At 38.2% G+C, this 20,436-nt stretch carries 18 protein-coding genes; 3 read left to right on the plus strand and 15 right to left on the minus strand.

Translation table 11 applies throughout. The features are described 5' to 3' along the window. Positions 1 to 433: 433 nt before the first annotated feature. Positions 434 to 1,303: a LysR family transcriptional regulator gene (locus FC27_RS02490; RefSeq protein ID WP_010623772.1), complete on the minus strand. Its 870-nt coding sequence runs from the start codon at positions 1,301 to 1,303 to the stop codon at positions 434 to 436. Between the two features lie 99 nt (positions 1,304 to 1,402). Here FC27_RS02490 and FC27_RS02495 point away from each other — a divergent pair, with 99 nt between their 5' ends. Beyond that, positions 1,403 to 3,025 (plus strand): malolactic enzyme, encoded by a 1,623-nt coding sequence (locus FC27_RS02495; RefSeq protein ID WP_010623773.1) that lies wholly within the window; start codon positions 1,403 to 1,405, stop codon positions 3,023 to 3,025. Between the two features lie 32 nt (positions 3,026 to 3,057). Continuing rightward, positions 3,058 to 4,020 (plus strand): AEC family transporter, encoded by a 963-nt coding sequence (locus FC27_RS02500; protein WP_010623774.1) that lies wholly within the window; start codon positions 3,058 to 3,060, stop codon positions 4,018 to 4,020. A 35-nt stretch (positions 4,021 to 4,055) separates the two neighbouring features. Here the strand turns inward: FC27_RS02500 and FC27_RS02505 are convergent, their stop codons facing one another. Continuing rightward, complete coding sequence (locus FC27_RS02505) at positions 4,056 to 4,340, minus strand: hypothetical protein (protein ID WP_029508112.1); 285 nt, start codon at positions 4,338 to 4,340, stop codon at positions 4,056 to 4,058. A gap of 72 nt (positions 4,341 to 4,412) precedes the next feature. On the opposite strand from FC27_RS02505, the gene FC27_RS02510 reads away from it, so the two are divergent. After that, the gene (locus FC27_RS02510) at positions 4,413 to 5,141 is read left to right on the plus strand and encodes an alpha/beta hydrolase (protein WP_010623776.1); all 729 of its coding nucleotides are present in this window, start codon (positions 4,413 to 4,415) and stop codon (positions 5,139 to 5,141) included. Between the two features lie 68 nt (positions 5,142 to 5,209). Here FC27_RS02510 and FC27_RS02515 read toward each other — a convergent pair whose 3' ends face one another. From FC27_RS02515 to FC27_RS02575, 13 genes are all read right to left on the minus strand, one after another. Next, complete coding sequence (locus FC27_RS02515; protein ID WP_010623777.1) at positions 5,210 to 6,415, minus strand: NupC/NupG family nucleoside CNT transporter; 1,206 nt, start codon at positions 6,413 to 6,415, stop codon at positions 5,210 to 5,212. Positions 6,416 to 6,653: 238 nt separating this feature from the next. Continuing rightward, positions 6,654 to 7,190: a citrate lyase holo-[acyl-carrier protein] synthase gene (citX, locus tag FC27_RS02520; RefSeq protein ID WP_010623778.1), complete on the minus strand. Its 537-nt coding sequence runs from the start codon at positions 7,188 to 7,190 to the stop codon at positions 6,654 to 6,656. A gap of 265 nt (positions 7,191 to 7,455) precedes the next feature. Further along, positions 7,456 to 8,679, minus strand: coding sequence for an esterase/lipase family protein (locus tag FC27_RS02525; protein ID WP_010623779.1), 1,224 nt, complete (start codon positions 8,677 to 8,679; stop codon positions 7,456 to 7,458). Positions 8,680 to 8,923: 244 nt separating this feature from the next. After that, positions 8,924 to 9,292, minus strand: a complete 369-nt coding sequence (gene dhaM / locus FC27_RS02530) for a dihydroxyacetone kinase phosphoryl donor subunit DhaM (RefSeq protein ID WP_010623780.1) — start codon at positions 9,290 to 9,292, stop codon at positions 8,924 to 8,926. Further along, positions 9,292 to 9,879: a dihydroxyacetone kinase subunit DhaL gene (dhaL, locus tag FC27_RS02535; protein ID WP_010623781.1), complete on the minus strand. Its 588-nt coding sequence runs from the start codon at positions 9,877 to 9,879 to the stop codon at positions 9,292 to 9,294. Before dhaL ends, dhaM begins: the two co-directional genes overlap by 1 nt. 11 nt (positions 9,880 to 9,890) lie before the next feature. Further along, positions 9,891 to 10,883 carry a dihydroxyacetone kinase subunit DhaK gene (gene dhaK / locus FC27_RS02540; protein WP_010623782.1) on the minus strand — a complete coding sequence of 331 codons (993 nt, stop codon included), beginning with the start codon at positions 10,881 to 10,883 and terminating at the stop codon, positions 9,891 to 9,893. 98 nt (positions 10,884 to 10,981) lie between these two features. After that, positions 10,982 to 11,803 (minus strand): Cof-type HAD-IIB family hydrolase, encoded by an 822-nt coding sequence (locus FC27_RS02545; protein WP_010623783.1) that lies wholly within the window; start codon positions 11,801 to 11,803, stop codon positions 10,982 to 10,984. 84 nt (positions 11,804 to 11,887) lie between these two features. Continuing rightward, positions 11,888 to 12,700, minus strand: a complete 813-nt coding sequence (gene menH / locus FC27_RS02550) for a 2-succinyl-6-hydroxy-2,4-cyclohexadiene-1-carboxylate synthase (RefSeq protein WP_010623784.1) — start codon at positions 12,698 to 12,700, stop codon at positions 11,888 to 11,890. Next, the gene (menD, locus tag FC27_RS02555) at positions 12,681 to 14,378 is read right to left on the minus strand and encodes a 2-succinyl-5-enolpyruvyl-6-hydroxy-3-cyclohexene-1-carboxylic-acid synthase (protein WP_010623785.1); all 1,698 of its coding nucleotides are present in this window, start codon (positions 14,376 to 14,378) and stop codon (positions 12,681 to 12,683) included. The genes menH and menD overlap by 20 nt, the downstream gene beginning before the upstream one ends. Position 14,379: 1 nt before the next feature. Then, a complete protein-coding gene (locus FC27_RS02560) occupies positions 14,380 to 15,675 on the minus strand; it encodes an isochorismate synthase (protein ID WP_010623786.1) in 1,296 nt (431 codons plus the stop codon). A 66-nt stretch (positions 15,676 to 15,741) separates the two neighbouring features. Then, positions 15,742 to 17,241, minus strand: a complete 1,500-nt coding sequence (gene xylB / locus FC27_RS02565; protein WP_010623787.1) for a xylulokinase — start codon at positions 17,239 to 17,241, stop codon at positions 15,742 to 15,744. A 195-nt stretch (positions 17,242 to 17,436) separates the two neighbouring features. Continuing rightward, a complete protein-coding gene (locus FC27_RS02570) occupies positions 17,437 to 18,774 on the minus strand; it encodes a M20 family metallopeptidase (RefSeq protein ID WP_010623788.1) in 1,338 nt (445 codons plus the stop codon). Positions 18,775 to 18,864: 90 nt separating this feature from the next. Continuing rightward, positions 18,865 to 20,373, minus strand: coding sequence for a YfcC family protein (locus FC27_RS02575; RefSeq protein ID WP_010623789.1), 1,509 nt, complete (start codon positions 20,371 to 20,373; stop codon positions 18,865 to 18,867). Between the last annotated feature and the right edge of the window lie 63 nt (positions 20,374 to 20,436).

Consider the following 20,436-nt stretch of genomic DNA (forward strand, 5'->3'; position numbering starts at 1 on the left):
GATCACAATTACCCAAAATAGTTATTCTTATAGTCTTACCAATAGACTCATAATCTTTAGGTCTATACCAGTATAGTATTTATAAACAATTTTGTATACCTTGAATAAGCAATATCTAATCATTTAATTATTTATATTTGCTTAAAAATTTTACCACTACAATATTTTCGTTATTAGTAATATTTTCAGATTTTAAATTAAAATAGCCACAAAAAACGAGACATTTCGTTTTACAGAAATATCCCGTTCAAGGTTTCTGACTCTTTGAAATCACTTCGAGGAGTCTGTTATCTGATATAGATTATGAAATAGATTATATAGGAGTTAGTATTGTTTTTAAATCTGTTTATGTAATCATTGCTGATTACGTCTGAATAATACAAAATTTTTATGAAAAAGACAAATTATTGGTCCATCAAATTTGATTAGTTAATCATAATTCACTAAAAATATCAATTATCTTTTGCGTATGTGGACCAGCCTTCAATGAACTACGGTAGATCAACATGATATAAAATGGTGGGAATGTCTCATCTACGACATTCAGCTCTTGGATCCCTTCAACAACTTGTAAGGCCGTCTCCGTTATCAAACTGATGCCTTTATTGCGCTTAACTAAATCGAGCAAAAGTCGGTAATCACTAGTTTGATAAATAACATTGGTAAAAACATTGTACTTCTCGATTATATTATTGACGATCAATTGATGAACAGAACTTTCATCTAAAATCAAAACATCCTCATTTTGTAGGTCACGTATCTTTAATTCTTTAGGAAATTGACGCTCTGAACTGGCAATGATCTTGAAATTGTGGACTTTGATGATATTAAAATCAAAATTACCATTTTCTGGGATCCGTGTCGTCCCTAATAGTGCGATATCGATATCACCATTATATAACTTATCGAGCAACTCCTTTGAACCTGAACGAACTGGCTCGATCCTTGACAGGAGATCATTGTCCCGCAACTGATCAAAAACAAGTGGGACTAAATAATTGGTAATGATTGGTGGAAAGCCCATTTTGATTCGACTGTCCCTGATCCTCTGCAAATCTTTTTGCATCAAATGGTCTTCGCGGAGGATTTTTTTTGCGTGGGCTAAGATTTGATCACCAGCATGAGTCAAAGTTACCGAATTAGCATAACTCTTACGAACGATCAATTCAGTTTGATACTCAGTCTCTAATCTTTTGACGGCATATGTAATAGTTGGCTGACTTACGCCGAAATAATGAGCCGTGTCGGAATAACTCTTCAACTCCTGCAGCTTAACAAAATACTTTAAATCCTTAACATTCATATTTTCACCTATAAATATTTTTTATTAATTATAACACATTTGACTATAAAATTTATAAGGGTTTATAGTACACAAAGTAATTAAACGGGAGGCATTTTTATGACTGAAAAAGGTTTTAATGTATTAAATAACCCATTTGTTAATAAGGGAACTGCTTTTACTGAACAAGAAAGAAAGGATCTTTCACTTGAAGGATTACTTCCTCCTTTCGTTCAAACTTTGGACCAACAAGTTGAACAAACTTACGCACAATATCAAAAACGTGACTCTGATCTTGCTAAGAGAATTTTCTTGATGGACATCTTCAATGAAAATCGAGTACTTTTCTTTAAGTTATTCAGTGAACACGTCAATGAATTCATGCCAGTTGTTTACGATCCAACTATTGCTGACACAATTGAAAATTACAGTCGTTTGTTTGTGGATCCACAAAACGCTGCTTATCTTTCAATTTATGATCAAGACAATATCGAAAAAACTTTGAAAAATGCTGCTGGTGACCGTGACATTAAATTGATCGTGGTTACTGACGGTGAAGGAATCTTAGGTATCGGTGACTGGGGACTTCAAGGTGTCGACATTTCTGTTGGTAAATTGATGGTTTATACCGCTGCTGCAGGCATTGATCCTAAATCTGTTTTACCTGTTGTCTTGGATGTAGGTACTAATAATCAAAAATTATTAGATGATGACCTATATCTTGGTAATCATGAAAATCGTGCCACAGGTGACAAGTATTACAACTTTGTTGATAAGTTCGTTGACATTGCTGAAAAGACTTTCCCAAACATGTACTTACATTTTGAGGACTTTGGACGTAGCAATGCTGCTAACATTTTAAACAAATATAAAGATAAGATCTTGACTTTCAATGACGATATTCAAGGAACAGGTATCATCACTTTGGCTGGTATTTTGGGCTCACTAAATATTTCTAAGCAAAAATTAACTGACCAAGTTTATGTTTCATTTGGTGCAGGTACTGCCGGTGCTGGTATCTTAAAACGTATTTTTGATGCCATGGTCGAAGAAGGCTTGTCTGAAGAAGAAGCTAAAAAACGTTTCTACATGGTCGACAAACAAGGTCTATTGTTCACAGATACAGAAGGTCTAACACCAGAGCAAGAACCATTTGCTCGTGACCGTAGTGAATTCGACAATGCTGATCAACTTACTGACCTAGCTTCAGTTGTTAAAGAAGTTCATCCTACTATCTTAGTTGGTACTTCAACACAACCTGGCGCATTCACTAAAGAAATCGTTACAGAAATGGCCGCTCATACAGAACGTCCAATCATCTTCCCTCTTTCAAACCCAACTAAATTAGCTGAAGCAACAGCTAATGATTTGATCAAGTGGACTGATGGAAAAGCGTTAGTTGCCACTGGTGTTCCTGCTGGTCCTATCAACTACAACGGCGTTGACTACAACATTGGTCAAGCAAATAACGCTTTGGTTTATCCAGGACTTGGTTTAGGTGCATTAGCTGTTAATGCTAAATTACTTTCTGACGGAATGATCAACCGTGCCGCTCACTCACTTGGTGGGATCGTTGATCCTGAACAACCTGGTGCTGCAGTATTGCCTCCAGTTACTAAATTGGACCAATTTAGTTTAACTGTTGCTGAAGGCGTTGCTGATCAAGCAATCAAGGAAAACTTGAGTGACTCAACAGATGCCAAATCAGCTGTTGAAGACTTCAAGTGGGAACCTAAATATTAATTAAACTATTCAAATAATAAGGGGATATCATAATGGGAGCATTTATTACTTCATTAGAGAGCGTTGCCGAAATCGTTATTGTGATTGCACTTGGTTTTTGGCTTCGTAATTCTGGTCGGCTCGGTGATGAGTTCAAGGGGAACATTTCATTCTTGATCATGAACATTGCCCTACCTGCCTCAATCTTCGTTTCAGTTTTGAAATACCTTAGCCGAGATAAATTAGCTAGTTTATCCGGTGGACTTATTTTCGCTTTCGGAAGTTTTGCCGTCAGTTACATCGTAGCTTGGTTGATGACAAAGATCTTACGGATCAGAAAAGGTCGTCGTGGTACTTTCATCAACATGTTCGCCAATGCTAATACAATTTTCATTGGACTACCATTGAACATGGCTCTATTCGGTACAAAGAGTTTACCTTACTTCTTGGTTTACTATGTTATGAACACTATTTCAACTTGGGCAATCGGTGTCTTCTTCATCTCCGGTGATGATCCAACTGTTGAAAAGAGTCAGAAAAAAGACTTCAACTGGAGAAAACTTTTACCAGCTCCTCTAGTTGGTTTCTTAGTTTCATTAGTATTCCTATTGTTGGCTATTCCAATCCCTGATTGGATCACTAAGACATTAGATATGGTCGGTGGTATCGTTACACCAATGTCACTTATCTATATCGGTATCATCTTAGCCGATGCAGGTTTGAAATCAATCAGATTCGACAAAGATACTATCTGGGCTTTGATCGGTCGTTTCATCTTCGCACCAGCTATCATGATTGGCTTTGTTCTATTGGGCGCTTCAATGGGACATGGCTTACCACAACTTGAATCAAGTACTTTGATTATCCAAGCAGCTGCTCCAGGATTAGCGGTCTTGCCTATCTTAGTTGATCAAGCACATGGTGACGTCGATTATGCAACTAACTTAGTTACGACCTCAACCGTACTATTCGTTGTCGTTGTTCCAATCTTAATGCAAGTCGTCAACTTTATTTAATCAATTAAAAATGAGTACTCGTCAAAAGACAGTACTCATTTTTTTGTGGCCAAAATCACGATTGTTTGTAAAATTTTATCCTTCCCCATCTTCAGTTGATTTTCTGGAACCTTGATGAATAGCTGTCCACCTCGATACTCAACACCAAAATGGTCGGCTATGCGCGTTATCGTCTCATCTAAGGTCCCTAATGATTTCAGTTGTCCAATTACCCGACGGTCGACTTTTAAGGTACTAGATCCCTTCTGTGTGGATACATGAATATCGATCGAAGTCAATTGATTGAGTTTCAATGGAAAGGTCAGTGTTTTATTCATCATAGTTTTCCTCCTTATTACTTTTTTTGAAGATTTGTTATACTACTAATGATAATAACTTAAGGAGGTTTTGTCTTGTCACTTATAAATTTAAGTTATCGGACGAATTATTTACATACTTATTTCAAAACCACCGCAGTCATTCCTGATACGAATGAAAAAGAATATCCAACTTTATTTCTACTTCACGGATACACCGGCGATGATTCGGCCTGGATCAGACATACAAACATCGAAAAACTAGCTCGTAAATATAACATTGCCGTCGTCATGCCAGAAGCTAGGAATGCCTTTTATACCGATTCTGATTTCATCCCCTACTATTCATTCTTTGTCGATGAATTGATCGACAAATTAAGAAACAATCTACCGTTAGCAACTAATAAAGCTGAAAACTTCATTGCGGGTTCCAGTATGGGCGGTTATGGTGCTCTGAAAATAGGTTTCAAAAATCCTGATCTTTTCAGTCATGTAGCGGCACTTTCACCGATTACAGATATCATCCATTTCCGTAATAACCCGCAAACACCGATGGCTAACAACACTTTTGATACGATTTTTGATAGTCCTGAGAAAATTGCTGACAATCAGTTGGTCAATATTGTCTCTAATAAAAATTACAGCCAAAAGATCATGACTATTTGTGGAACGGATGATTATATGTATCAAGATAATCTCGACTTCAAAAATTTCATGACAAATAAAATCGGTAAAAATTATACTTGGCACGAAGTATCCGGAAATCATTCTTGGGATACTTGGGTCGATAATGTCGAGACGATCTTCCGATGGATCTCCGAATAAAATGAAATCAAAAAAGACAATCTGCAGAAAGAAAATGCTGATTGTCTTTTTTAGTTTATTAAGATTTATTACCAAACAAACAAGCCAACGAAGCCTGCCGAAAGCAAGGATACTAGGATACCTGAAAGTAACATGTATCCAACATTTTTTGAGATGACATCATTTTTTTGCTTATCAACGATCCCTTTGAAACAACCAATGATCATTCCTAAAGTTGAAAAGTTAGCAAATGAAGTAATGAAGACGGTCAGAACAGCTTTGAAGTGTGGATCAAAGTCATTGATGATTTTTGTGACCTTGCCCATTACTACGAATTCGTTAGTAACTAATTTGGTACCCATATATTGAGCCATTTGGAATGAATCATGTGAGCTTAGACCCAACAACCAGGCAAATGGATACATGATGACTCCTAAGATGTGTTCCAAAGTCAGCCATGGATTGACTAATTGGAGAACTTTATCGATCAAGGCGGCCAAGGCAACGAAAGCAATAACATTAGCTGTGATAATCAAGATCAATTTTCCAGCACCGAGGATCGAATCACCCAAGAATGAGAAAAATGGTTCCTTCTTGCCATTATCATCAGTATCACTGACCGTGGCAACTGTATCTTCACTTGGATCGACCGTAACTGGATTTAATAAACTTGTCACAATAATTGCATTAATAATATTGATCGGTATCGCGGTTAAAATAAACTGCCCCGGCATCATTTGAATATATGCACCAATGATCGATGCTGTGACACAACTCATTGACATCATGGCTAAGGTAACGTTCCGCTCAGCCTTCATTTTCTTAAGCTGTAAACCTGATACAGCTAAAGCTTCAGTATTACCTAAAAACATCATTTCAACAGCGAAGAATGATTCGAATCTAGGCTGTCCAGTGATTGCTGACAAACCTTTTCCGATCCATTTAATGATGAACGGTAAAACTCCGATATAAGTTAGGATATCGAAGAGCGGGACGATCAATAGGATCGGTAATAAGGCACTGGTAACGAAGTCCATACTTTTGACATGGACCCAACTAGGCAAGGCGAATTCAATCCCGACATACGCAACTTGAACCAGCCAATCAAAACCGGCTGCTGCACCAGAGACAATATCACGACCGACACTCATGCTGGTCAAAAACCAAGCTAAGACCAAATTCAAAACGACCATTACAATAATCGAACGCCACTGGATTTTTTTACGATGTTTTGAGAATAAAACACCGATGGCTAAAAATACGATAATTCCAATAATATTAACAATCAAATACATACTCATCTTACTTAATCTCCTTTTATCCCTCCAATTGTTTATTAAATCATATCATCAATTGAGGTTAAAAATGTCAAAAATGACTATTTTATTATTAATATCATGTGATAGAAATTGATATTAGGTATTTTGCTGTTAACTATAAAAAAAATCATCGATTCTATTAATATAATCGGTGATCTCAAGTGATATTTTCTCGGGTATAACTTTTGTTTAAGACATAAACAAAAGTTAAGCCTCAAAAATTAACGTATTGATTAATGATCTGATCCACCCTTTGACGTAATTCGTCCAAAGTATGATTTTGTTGTGTTTGACACTCATCAGCCTGACGGTCGCAAAGAAGGCACGTCCGCGGTTCAAGATCCAATTCTTTGCGGGTAACTTCAGAAACATTATCATTAACAACGCCAAAAACACTGATTTCTGAAATTGGGCCTAGTGGTTCTTCTTCTTCGTAATTGACTGCTTGCTGTTTTAAATAAGCTGCATCCATTTCAATTATCAAAAAGGCCTGTGGTCCACTGGATAGATCCCACAAAACTTCCTTTAAAACTTTATATTTTTTCAAAAACTCATTAACTACAATATTAAATGCCCGACTAATGTAACGATTATTTTTAATTGGACCCGGAATCCGCATTGTAATATTTAGCAAAGCACAATTTTCCGGTATCTCATCAACTAAATAATTTTCTTCATCGCGTGCATTTTGACGACTTTTTACAATTTGTTCGTCAGTTTTAACGTATCCTTCAGAAAATACTTTTACCATTTATAAAACCCCAATGATTTAAATTTAATATAGCAGAAATTTATTTGTTTATTTTATATAAAACATCAAATTTATTCTACCACGAAAACCTATTATATTGCCGATACTCGCCTAACTTAACAGTTATTTTTTCCTTGGTCAGCTTAATCAAGCATATATGACAAAAAAAGTGCTTTGAAAATGCCACTAAGGCATTTTCAAAGCACTTCACTTTTGAGGATTATTTGAGATAGGAATAGAAATGAAATGAAGTTAAAAAATAGTTTTAATCTAGTGCATGTAACTTTTGAACAATATTGTCATAGAAATTGACCATTGGGTTTCTCAAACTTGCAGCCTGTTTAGTATCTGCAAGAATGAAGTCCTTATGATCCCAACCTTGTTCTGGATCGTTATATTGCCATACACCTGTCTGGGTATCAGGTGTATCGTCATCTCTGACAGCAGCTTGGTTCAATGGATATTGTGCCGAAATAACTGGCACTTCACCATCGTTTGGCCACCATCTTGGATCGTTACCATGAGCACCAATATAAGCTGCTCCGATAACATCGACTGAATTCATCGTTGACATTGGAACATAACGTCCTAATGCATTGGGTTTTGTTGCAATACCGGAATAAGTAAAGTAGTGTTCATCAGGAGCAAGATCAGTTCTGGCATTGATCGAATTTGCCCCTTTAGTTGTTAAATCGTAAAGTGAGTTATCAGTTGTCTTCCAAACCTTACTATTAACAGCAGATTTCAAAAAGCTCAAACTTGATTGACCTTGTTTTCTAGTCAATCCCCATTGGTCAAGCTTGTAATCATTTGAAATGACTACCTTTGGAACTTTGACGCCCATAATGGCACCAGTATAAAGCAAGTTTCTAACGACTTGCAAATTACCAACATCAGTGGCAGTTGGCGTACCATTAGAAGGTGCAGCAACAGTTACGACTGAATCGACCCAATCCTTGCCACCTTGAAATAGTGAACTAGTGTCTGAGCCAGTAGCCTTAACTTCTTCAGGACTACCATTTCTGAGTAATGTATCTAACTCACGAACGGTTTGACCACCCATTGAATGACCTAATAGATGGACTTTATTAGTGCCATTCCATTGTGGATAGATACCTGGGAATGTTCTCCCATAACGATCATGACCATATTTTTCAGCATGGACTTTACCATAATCAACGGTACCACCTTTGATGTAATAATAAAGTTCCACTGCCCGATCATAGTCACTACTATATGGACTGACTGTACCTTCAAGAGCGTTAGGTGTTTTACCATTGGTACCATAATTTAAATCTTTAATAATATCAGTAGTAGTGCCGCCCCAATAAAGGTTGTCGCCATCTTCGCCACGTCCCCAGCCTGTTAAGCCATTAACGAAAACTACTGGGTAGTCATTTGAAGCATAACTGGTATTGACCAGTCCAGTAAATCCAATAACGGCAAAAAACAAACCAAATAATAAGGCAATTATTGATTTCTTTTTCATTGTGAAATCCTCTCCTTCCCTATGTACTCGATAATACTGCATGTAAGCGGTTTCTTCAATAGTTCTTCACAATTATGTCGTTTCTATTTTACAAATATAATTTCCTAAATTATGACTACATTCATAATAATCAACCATAAAACTACGATAATCAGATTTAAAAGCAAAATTTTTAAAATTAATTTCAGAAAATAAAAAAATGTGCCGATTTTTAAAAAATCAGCACATTTTTTAGTATTTTAATTTACTTGATCTTCAATTTTTTCAAGCTATCTTCAATCGTGGTCAACGGAGAATCTATCTCAGCTAGTGTAGCGGCTGTATAGGCTCCTTCTACCAAGGCCACGTCATATTTATGGACATCTTTGTCGGTCATTTCGAGGAACATTTCTAGATTCATCTTCGAACTTCCCAGATCATAAAATGCCAAGATAGTCTGACCTTGATTGTCATCAAAAGCTTTTTGGATATTTTCTAATGATGAACCGATCTTACCTTCGTCAGTCCCACCAGCATATGTTATCGAAAGACTTGGTGCAGCTTGGCTAATCAAATCTTTGACACCTTCAGCTATTTTTGGTGAATGAGAAACTATCACGATTCCATATTTCATTATTTTTCTCCTAACGCTTCAATTAATGAGTCGAATAAATAGGCACTGGATTGTGATCCGGGATCAAGATGACCGACGGATTTTTCTTCCAAATAACTAGCCCGGCCTTTAGTTGCAACCATACCTTTTGTTGATTGCAAGGCTTGATCGACCTGATCAGCTGTCAACGGACCAGCACTTAAATCGTCGGCAACTGGTTGCCAAACATCGATCATCGTTTTCATCTTAACATCTGATTGTCCACGTCTTTTAATGCCATCAGCACCAACTTGAACTAATTTAGCTAAGTCAGCTTCATCTTTGGCCGCCTTGGACATATCTAAAAAGGCCGTCCCATACAAAGGACCTGAGGCTCCGCCAACTTTTTGGATCATCGCAAATGCAGTCGTCTTGAATAAGGCGGATAAATCAGCAGGCGTCTGCTTATCTAGAGCTTCTTTGACCGCTTTAGCTCCACGCTCCATATTAGTCCCATGATCTCCATCACCAATAGCAGTATCCAACTCATTCAAAGTTGACACATTTTCATCCAACTTACTGGTAAATAATTTGATCCATTGTTCAGCATTCGTTAATTCTAATTTCATCTTTTTTTCACCTACCATGCAATCGTTTTTACAGGCTCTTTCAGCCATTTTATCCAGTCATCGTCCACTTTCATTATAGTCAAAGATAAACCTTGCATATCAAGCGAGGTGACCATATTGCCAACTTTACTAAATCCAACCTCAATATTTTGTTTCTTTAACTGGTCGAGAACATCATTGGCGAAAATAAATTGTTCCATTAGCGGAGTAGCACCCATACCATTAACGAGAACAGCAAATTTACCATCTTTCTTAGCGAAATCTTTTGTGATTTTATTTACTAAATCAGCGGCTAATTGTTTTGACTTGCTGATCTTCTCGATCGAATATCCACGTTCATTGTGAATACCAATGCCAAATTCAATCTCGTCATCCTTCAGCTCAAATCCAGGATGACCGACTGCAGGCACAGTAGCTGCATGTAAAGCGATACCGATAGTCTTGGTATTCTCGATAACGGTCTTGCCTAGTTGTTCCAACTCATCAAGTGACTTGCCAGCCCGAGCAGCTGCACCAATGATCTTTTCAACTAAGACGGTCCCAGCAACGCCACGTTTACCTTGAGTAAATTCACTGTTTTCAACAGAAATATCATCATCGACAACGATCGACTTGACCTTGATGTCATCAGCCTCTGCCATTTCTTTAGCCATGTCGAAGTTCATCACATCGCCAGAATAGTTCTTAACGATCAATAAAACCCCTTGACCATGGTCAACGGCCTTGATAGCTTCATAAATTTGATCAGGTGTTGGTGAAGTAAAGATCTCGCCCGCAACAGCAGCTGATAACATGCCATCGCCAACGAAACCAGCGTGCAATGGTTCATGTCCACTACCACCACCAGAAACGATGCCAACTTGCTGGCTATCCGCAAAATCATCATCATTTCTGACAACGGCGGTAGTATTTGGGATCTGTTTTACTAATTCATGATTGACTCTGACCAAACCTGAGATCATCTCAGGTACGATATTTTCAACCTCATTGATAATTTTTTTCATCCAATCCTCCTCACGTTTTACAAACAACAAATTCATTATAACGTAAACGCTTTATTTATATGAAAAATTAGCCAATAAAAAAAGCCCTCCCGGACAGATCAGTCGATTTCTCCACGAAGAACTTTATTCAGCATCCAGGCAACCCCGTCTTGATTATTGGTTTTGGTTACTAGGTTGGAAGCTTTTTTGACCTCTGGCATCGCATTTTCCATAGCGACCCCATGACCAACTCCACGCAACATCTCTAAGTCATTACCATAGTCACCGAAACACATAAAATCATTGATTGAGATCTGTGAAAAGGTCGAAAGTTTCTGCAAAGCGGAAAATTTCGTGCAATTCAAAGGATTGATCTCATAATAATATTTTCCAGAACGACTGACTTCAACTGGTAAAGAACTATATGATTCAATGATCTTGATTAATTTTTGAGCTTGTTGTGGACTGGCACTGAAGCAAACCTTATAAATGACATTATCTTTATTCTGAGCAATTTCTCGAAATCCTTCAATTGAACTTACCAAAATGGTCTTCGAACTGACTCCATGATAATAGGTTGCTCCACTCAATTGAGGATCAGAGATATAAGTCGTATCTAGACTATCCAAAACGACTTTAAAATCTTCATTCAAGACCCCTTTCAACAATTGATCGATCACTTTGGGATCAAGTGGATGATCATTAAGTAAATGACCATTTGGATCAACAATCACAGCCCCATTCAATAAAATTTTATACCCAGGTACTTTCAAATCACGTTCTAAATACTGTTTGACTGAGTTCAAAGTTCGACCTGAACAAATGGCAAATTGCATCCCTTGGCTGACTGCCAAACGAATCGCCCGTCGATTAACTTGCGAGATCTCACTTTGACTATTTAAAAGGGTCCCATCTAAATCGGTCCCGATGAAACTGATCATAAAATAACTCCTAACTGATTGTTCATTTTTATATCTAATGCTAATAGGATAACATTAATTTTTGTATATGAAAGTATCAGTTGCTTAGACCAACTTCATCAAAAAATCAGCAAAATATTTTGGAGCTTCAAAATGAATATTGTGACCAACGCCAGATACAATCGAAAGTTTGGCTGATGGTATCTTCTGCTGCAATAAATGGCCAATTTTAACAAATTTCTGATCTTTTTCGCCCGCAATGATATCGACCGGTAGATCATTCAAAGTATCCAATTCATCCCAATGATTAGGTTGCTGGCCTGTTCCCATTTCTCGCAAAGAATTGGCTACATTAGTCGGGTCTTGATCAATGCGTTGTTGATGCATGAAAGCAAAATCAGTTTCAGAAGTATTCTTTTGGCTAGCAAATAAAGGCATATTTTCCCAATCATGAATGAAATCATCCATGCCAACTTGTAATACCTTATCAGCTAATCTGTGGTCATGAATTTGTCGCTGCAGCCGTCGTTCTTTATCAGCAATACCGGCTGTGGTACTTTCCAAAATCAAATGCTTGATCATTTGGGGATACTTCAATGCAAAAGCAATGGCGATCCTGCCACCCATTGAATAGCCACATAAATAAATGTTCTTTAAAGACAACGCAGTAAATATCTGACTCAGATCAGCAATTTGTTGACTTTGTGAAAAGCGACTAGGCTCAATCGATTGCTGTCGATTATCGGCAAACCCTAACAAATCTATAGTCAAATATTGACCTGAAAAATCTTTGATACTTTTATCAAAGTCATGTTTAGAACCTAGAAAACCATGCAGCATGACAAAAACATGCTGACTTGGATCAGTTATTTTAGTCTGATAATGATAATCAACGCCATTAATGGTTATTTTTGACATAGTTGTTCAATTCCTTTTTAAGACCAGCATCAAAATCACGATGATCTTGTAAATTCTTGATTCGATCACTAGTGACTTCAATGATTTTTTGATGTTTGGGAGTCGATAGACTAGCAATCAATTCAGCTTGGTCAGTCGCCTGATAATAGTCGAAACCATAAAGTTTGGCGACCTGATCAAAATCAATATCTTGAGGTGTTCCAAAGAGTTGCTCAAAATACTCTTTAGCATCGGCCTGTGGCAAGAAAGAGAATATCCCCCCACCATTGTTATTGATAACAATGATTGTCAAAGAGAGGTCATATCTCTTGGCCATCATCAAGCCATTCATATCATGAAACAGTGCCAAATCACCAATCAACAGGTAGTTATCACTTGAAAAAGCACTCACGCCAAGGGCAGTCGAAACGACTCCATCGATTCCATTGGCACCGCGATTACAGTATATTTGACGAGTTTCTTTGCCTTGATAGAAGTTTTCGAAGTCACGGACAGGCATACTATTGCTCAAAAAAATGTTGGCATCTTCAGGTAAATGCTCATCCAAAATTTGTGGGATCATCAATTCTGAAAAATCATTTTCGAGATATCTAGTTTGATAGTTGGCTACTTGATGACTTAGCTTCAATAGTCTTTCCGTAAATTGTGGTTCACTTGTTAATCCCTCGATAGTCAGTTGTTCGATCAGATCTAACTCGTCGATATCGACAGTCTCATTACTGCTGAGCGTGTGATCGGCTAATCCATTATTGGCCACGTTAATGATCTCGGTCTCACTTTCGATTGCTTGCAACCATCTGGAAGTCGGTGCTGAAACCAAGGTCCCACCAAATCTGATCACGACATCAGGTCGATAGTCGCTATTTTCTGATAAATCATAATTTTTGACGATTTGATCAAAGTTAGTGATGACTTCAGGAGAATTTTGACGAATATTAGATAATACATCAGCAATGACGGGAATATTTTGTTTCTGAGCTAGTGCCAATAACTCTTGATGATAATCTTTGACTTCTGGTCCGGCCAAAATGACTAGCTTACGTCCACTCAAGTGATCGATGAACTTTTGATTCAAACGAGTTTCTGAATTGATAGCCGCAATTTTTTTCACGATTGGATCTTCAGTATTTAATTCCGGCATCAGCGGTTTTCTAAAAGGTAAATTTATTTGAACCGGAGCTATCGGACGCTTTTGAGCAGCTAAGACGATCCGCTGAGTCTCAAAGGTAACGTAATCTTTGATAGTATCAACGGCTGTTTGAAGGTCAAAAGAAACAAAATCTTTAGTATTTGATCCGTATAATTTCATTTGATCGATTGCTTGAGGTGCTCCAATATTGGACAACTCCATCGGACGATCAGTCGTGATGACGACTAAAGGGACCTGTGATAATTTAGCTTCTGCAATTGCTGAAGCATATTCAGTGGCAGCAGTCCCTGAAGTACAGATCAAAGCAATCGGTCGACGATTTTTCTTTGACAAACCAAGCCCAAAAAAACTGGCGCTTCGTTCATCAACATCAATAAACAAATTCAAGTCATTATTTTTTGCCATCTCAGCCAATAAAATCACCACTGGGGTACTCCGTGAACCTGGAGAGATAACAAAATCTTTGATCCCGGAAACTATCAAAGATTGTAAAAAGATTTTTATATTCTGTGTCAAAGCCTTGGTCACTCTATTTATCCTCCAAATACTGCAACAATTTAGTCATTGGTTGAAATTTCAATTCTGTCTCTTTAAATTCCGTTGTCCCAACTGAATCGGGCATGATACCCGCACCAGCAAACATCAGAAAATTGGTCTTATAAACATACATTGATCTGATGGCAACGATCATTTCGCTGTTGTTAGCTAAGGTTATATAGCCAACTGGTCCGCCAAACAAAGCCCGGCCTTGTGATTCCAAGCGGTCGATCAAATGCAGTGCTGAAGTCAATGGCAACCCGCCTAAGGCAGGTGTTGGATGCATCACTGAAATCAGTTTGAAAACATCAGTCTTTGGCTCCACTTGAGCACTGATCGGCGTATATAAATGTTGGACAGTCTGGTTTTTTAGGATCATTGGTTGTCTTTGATACTGCAAGTTCTCAGCAAATCTGCTGACACGGGTAGCAATCTCATCCACAACGATCTGGTGCTCTTGACGATTTTTATCGTCTTTGAACAGTTCAAGAGCCTTGCGGTTGTCCTCAGTTTCACTATTACCTCGACCAATGGTACCAGCAACAGCGGCAGTCCAAAATTGTGTGCCATCTATTTTAAAGAGGCGTTCTGGCGTTGCACTTACAAAACATTGATCTTTGACCCTCATCATAAAGTGATAGGTCGTTTGATTTAAGGCTCTTAAAGCTTTCAAGGTCTTATACCAATCCAGTTCACCAATGATCGTACCCTTTTTGTAACGTCCCAAGACGACCTTTTTTAAAGAATTCGACTGTTTGATCTCAGTAGCTAATTTGTCGACCTGACGGTCCCACTTTGGATCCAAGTCGACCAAATCAAAACCAGTCATCTTCTTATCTGATGTGGCTAGTTCGATGATCGTATCGAGAACACTTTCCAATGAATCTTCGGAAAATTTATGCAATTTGATCTCGGTGATAACGGTTTGCTCAGGGGTCACTTTCATAATGATCCGAGGTAAAACGAAAATCCCAGTCTGCCAATCTTTGAAGAGTGATTTTGCCTCAAACTTCTCATCGAAAGGAAAACCTCCCAACACTGCGATAGTATCAAGATCTATTTTATCAGGGATCTGACGCTTGATATCATCAAACCACTGACTAACTTTTTGCAAATAATTACTATTTTGATCCGGAGAGATCCGCAAAGTACTGCCGATCCCTAACCACTTAGTCGTTTTGTCACTGGATTCGAAGTAACTGAATATTTCTTGTTGCAAAGCAGCGTAAATCAACTGTTGCATCTTCGTATCGCTGTATTTCCCGTGCATCTGGCGGACATTCAACATTTTGGAACACTCCAATTAAAAAATTCTGACAAAAAGGGTTGAGAAATAGCATCTCAACCCTTCGTTTTAGTCGTTATTACGAAAATCGATCAACTCATGATTCATCATCTTAGTTTGATCATAAACTTGTGCGTATATATTATATAATTTTTGATATTGTTCAACTTTATCTGGTTCAGGCCAGTAAGTCTTACCTTTTTTCACGAATTGGGTCTCACATTGCTCTAAGCTACTAAACCATTTTACTCCAACTGCAGCAATCATGGCAGCTCCTAGTCCAGGTTCTTGAGCATTTTCTAAGGTTTTGACCTTGGTGTTAAAGACATTAGCTTGAATTTGTAACCAAGTTTCACTCTTAGTACCACCGCCAATTGAATAGACAGTATCAAAATGTTTCCCATGTTCATGATAAATTTTTAGGATATCGGCATATGAGAAGATCACACCTTCTAAGACTGACCGAACAAAGTCAGATTTGGTATTGATACTGGATACTCCAATAAAACTTCCACGGATCTTACTATCTGCGTAAGGTGTTCTTTCACCAACGATATAAGGCGTAAAGATCAAACCATGTGCACCGACTGGCGACTTATCAGCTAAATTAGCGAAATCACTCAATGATTCACCATCACCAAATGTTTCGTAAAGCCAGTTCAAACTGTGTCCAGCCGCTAAAGTGACTCCCATTGAATAATATTTATCAGGGATAGCATGATTAAAGAAATGTAACTTGCCTTGATAGCCTTGATCATCATTTTCATATTTCAAAACGACACCGGATGTTCCAGTACTGATCATGACTTTATTTTCATCCAAGATACCTGCACCTAAAGCTCCAGCTGCATTATCTGCTGCACCAGCGAAAACTTTTGTTTCCGTAGACATCCCTGAGTATTTTGCATATTCAGAACTTATTGTTCCAACAGAATCAACAGAATTGACTAGTTTTGGACAAATCGACATGTCGATCCCTAATTTGTCACCGATCTCTTGGCTCCATTGTTTTTTAACAACATCCAAAAGGACTGTCCCAGCAGCATCAGAATATTCCATACTGATGTCACCAGTCATTCGATAACGTAAATAATCTTTTGGCAACAAAAATGTTTTAGCTTGTTTGTAGATCAAAGGTTCATTTTCTTTGACCCATAAGATCTTAGGTAAGGTAAATCCTTCTAAGGGAACGTTTTTAGTGATCTTGATAAACTCATCACCGCAAACGTCCATGATCTCCTTACATTGTTTAGTAGTTCTTGTATCGTCCCACAAAATTGCTGGACGTAAAATCTGATTGTCGGACCCTAATAATACTAATCCATGCATTTGACCAGAATAACTGACCCCTTCAACTTGATTGAGATCGATGTGGTCCTTTAATGCTAAGTTGACAATGGCAACAGTCGTTGCAGTGACCCAATCCTCGGGATTTTGTTCACTGTAACCAGGTTGTGTTTGTGATAGCGATAAGCTAGCACTCTCCTGAGATATTATCTGACCTTCCTTGTCCATTACAGAAACCTTCACAGAACCGGTTCCTAGGTCGACTCCCATTACATAACTCATCTATTTTTATACTCCTCAAAATTAGAGTGTCTAACTAAGCATAGTTTTCAAAAACTAATTCAAGCCACTATTTTGAGTGACTTTTTATTGTGTTCATGAAGTTCAGCCTCATCACACATTTTTATACTGCAAATGGTTTTCACCAGTGATATTTTGCAGCCTCTTTGTTTATAGTAAACAGTGTATAACATAACTTTACTTAACACAAAGACGATATATAGCTTCCGCATAAATTTTCATCGCTGTGTTCATATCTTGAATACTCCAGCGTTCATTGACTTGGTGCATAAAGTCCGGTGTAGTAGGCAACATTGCTCCAAATGCCACCGTATTTGGCATCGTCCGTGCAAATGTGGCTCCACCGGAAATCGTCGGTTGAGATTTCAAATCGCCAGTGACATCTCGATAGGTCGATAACAAAGTCTCGACCAACTTGCTATCAGTCGGTACATACAATGGCGCTAAATAGTCAAAATCTTGATAAGTCAAAGTAAATTTTTGCACTGCTTCTTTTAATTGCTTGATCAATTGATCATGGTCGATCTTCACGGGAATCCTTAAATCAATCTGTAGCCTAGATTGCTTTGAATCGATCTGTAAACTAGAAATATTAAAGGTCAATCTACCAGAGACATCATCTGAGACATCCCCTAGTAAATTAGTCCCGTTGGCATCTTCACCAAAAGCTTTGAGAAATTGAAAAGCTTCAATCTTTGGGAAAACATCTGCCAGAGCGATCCCTAATCGAACAGTTGAATTGATACCTTCGGGGGCATTCATCGCATGTACCGATCGACCCTTAACGATGATCTGATCAACTTCTTGATCAGCATCAAATTGATGTTCTTCCAAAGATTTTAGTACTTCATTTTGTTTAGGTCCGCGATAAATGGACTGACCAGGCACAGCATTGAACGAATCGACTACGTTCATCTGTAATTCATCCGATCCTGGACCAACTAAATAAGCTTGTTGAAGACCCTTTTCAGCATAGATCAATGGAAATTCAGCATCAGGAGCAATACCCAAATCAATAGGACGCTCCTTTTTATTATATTCCGCTAAACAACGCCACAAAGTCTCCTCATCGGTCCCAAAAATAAAGCGGATCTGGTAGGTAAATTTTTGACCTGCGTCAAGCAATGCTTTTACAGCATACATGGCTGCGATCGTTGGCCCTTTATCGTCTTGAGTCCCGCGACCAAATAATTTTCCATCTCGTTCCTCTAAATGATAAGGATCACTATCCCAATCATCTACATTACCGGCGGGAACTTCATCCAGGTGACAAACGAGACCAAAGGTCTTATCCCCTTGACCGACATCGGCATAACCATAATATCCATCTGGGTCTTCAAAAGTCTTGAACCCCATATCATCAGCAATCGAAAGAATTGTTTCCAGAGCTTTTTTGGGTCCAGGACCAAAGGGTGCTTTATCGCTCGCTTCACTTAAATACGAAGGGACCGCGATCACTTTTTTCAAATCTGAGATAGCTTGTGATTGGATCCGATCAGTAATAAAGTTTTCCATCATGACACTCCTTTTTTCCTAAATATGTAACAAAAAAGTTCTGAATTAAGCATCTTATCATAATTCAGAACTATTGAAAAATTTCTTATTTTAAAGTTTTAGCATCGAACAAATCACTAAAAAGACAATCGAGAAGACGAACAAGATCAACATCAATTTCCCAATATATTTTAGCCAAGTGCCGATCCCGACATGTGCTACAGCCAAGGAACCCATAACGATGGCAGACGTTGGTGTGACTAAATTAACGAACCCTGAGGCAGATTGAAAAGCGGTTACGACTAACGAGCCACTGACACCAGAAAACTTGCCTAGAGGTCCAATGATACCCATAGTAGCAGCCGCACAGCCGGAACTTGATGGAATCAAAAATGACATTGGGATATAGAAGATATACGTTAAGGCAATAAAGACTCCTGATGATAATCCTTGCAGGCCAGTTTCTCCAGCATGCAAGATGGTTGCGGTGATATTCCCATCATTCATAACAACTTGAATACCACGAGCAACCGCCACGATCATAGCAACATCTAACATATCGCCCATCCCAGACATAAAACTATTGATAAAGTCAGTTTCGCTCATCTTGAAAATGAACATGATCAAAACTGAACCAATCAAGAATAAAGTCGTGATCTCAGTAAAATACCAATTACCCAACGGCAAAATATTGGTGCCGACAAAATCACCTAAGAATGGCACATGAGTCAGCCAATGAGTGAAATCATCAAAAATGGTGAACTTAGAATTCAAACTCGTCCAAGGTATCAAACTACAGATCATGATAACGAAGATTAAGATGAAAGCAACCAAAACATGTCTTTGTTTAGGGCTTAATTGATCAACAACTTCATGGTCTTTGTCGACGAATTCTTTTAGATCTCTTTGACGACGTTCAAAAACATATGAATTCTCTGGGTCCTTTTTTACTTTAGTGGCGTAATGCATGACATATAAAATTGAAATAACCAATACACAAATAAAGAAAATCAGACGAGAACCGATACCGATACCTGGTGAGATATGGATCGTTTCTGAAGCGACGCCAGTCGCAAATGGGTTGACTGTTGAACCAATACACCCCACTTGGGACCCGATCAAAGAAATCGAGATAGCAGTGATACTATCATAACCAACTCGGACCATGATCGGAATCAAAATCGGTACAAATGCAATCGTCTCTTCACCCATCCCAAAAGTCGATCCACCGATGGCAAACAAAGTCATAAGAAATGGTATCAAGACTTTCTCTTGTCCAGCATATTTTTTAACCACTGAACCGATACCGTCATCTAGCATCCGAGTTTTCGTAGTCACACCTAAGAAACCACCGATGACCAAAATGAATAACGAGACAGAGATAGCCCCGTCGGTGGTTTTAGTACCGAGCATTCCTTTGATCGGTGCTTCAAAGATATTCCAAAGCCCTTGAGGGGAATTGGCGCGACTTTGATACGTACCAGCAATCACATTGCCGGCCCTAGTCGTTTCATATTGACCTGCGGGTATAAGCCAGGTCAAGACTGCCACAACTATTATTAATAAAAATAAGATTGTAAAGGCCGAAGGCATTCGCAATCTTTTATTTAAGTTTAGCATTTATCTAACCCCTATCTACAATGGTTTTATGATACGAGTAATTATCGTAAAAAACAACAGTTC

It is taken from the genome of Companilactobacillus versmoldensis DSM 14857 = KCTC 3814 (assembly GCF_001434295.1).
In the GTDB taxonomy this organism is placed as follows: Bacteria; Bacillota; Bacilli; order Lactobacillales; family Lactobacillaceae; genus Companilactobacillus; species Companilactobacillus versmoldensis.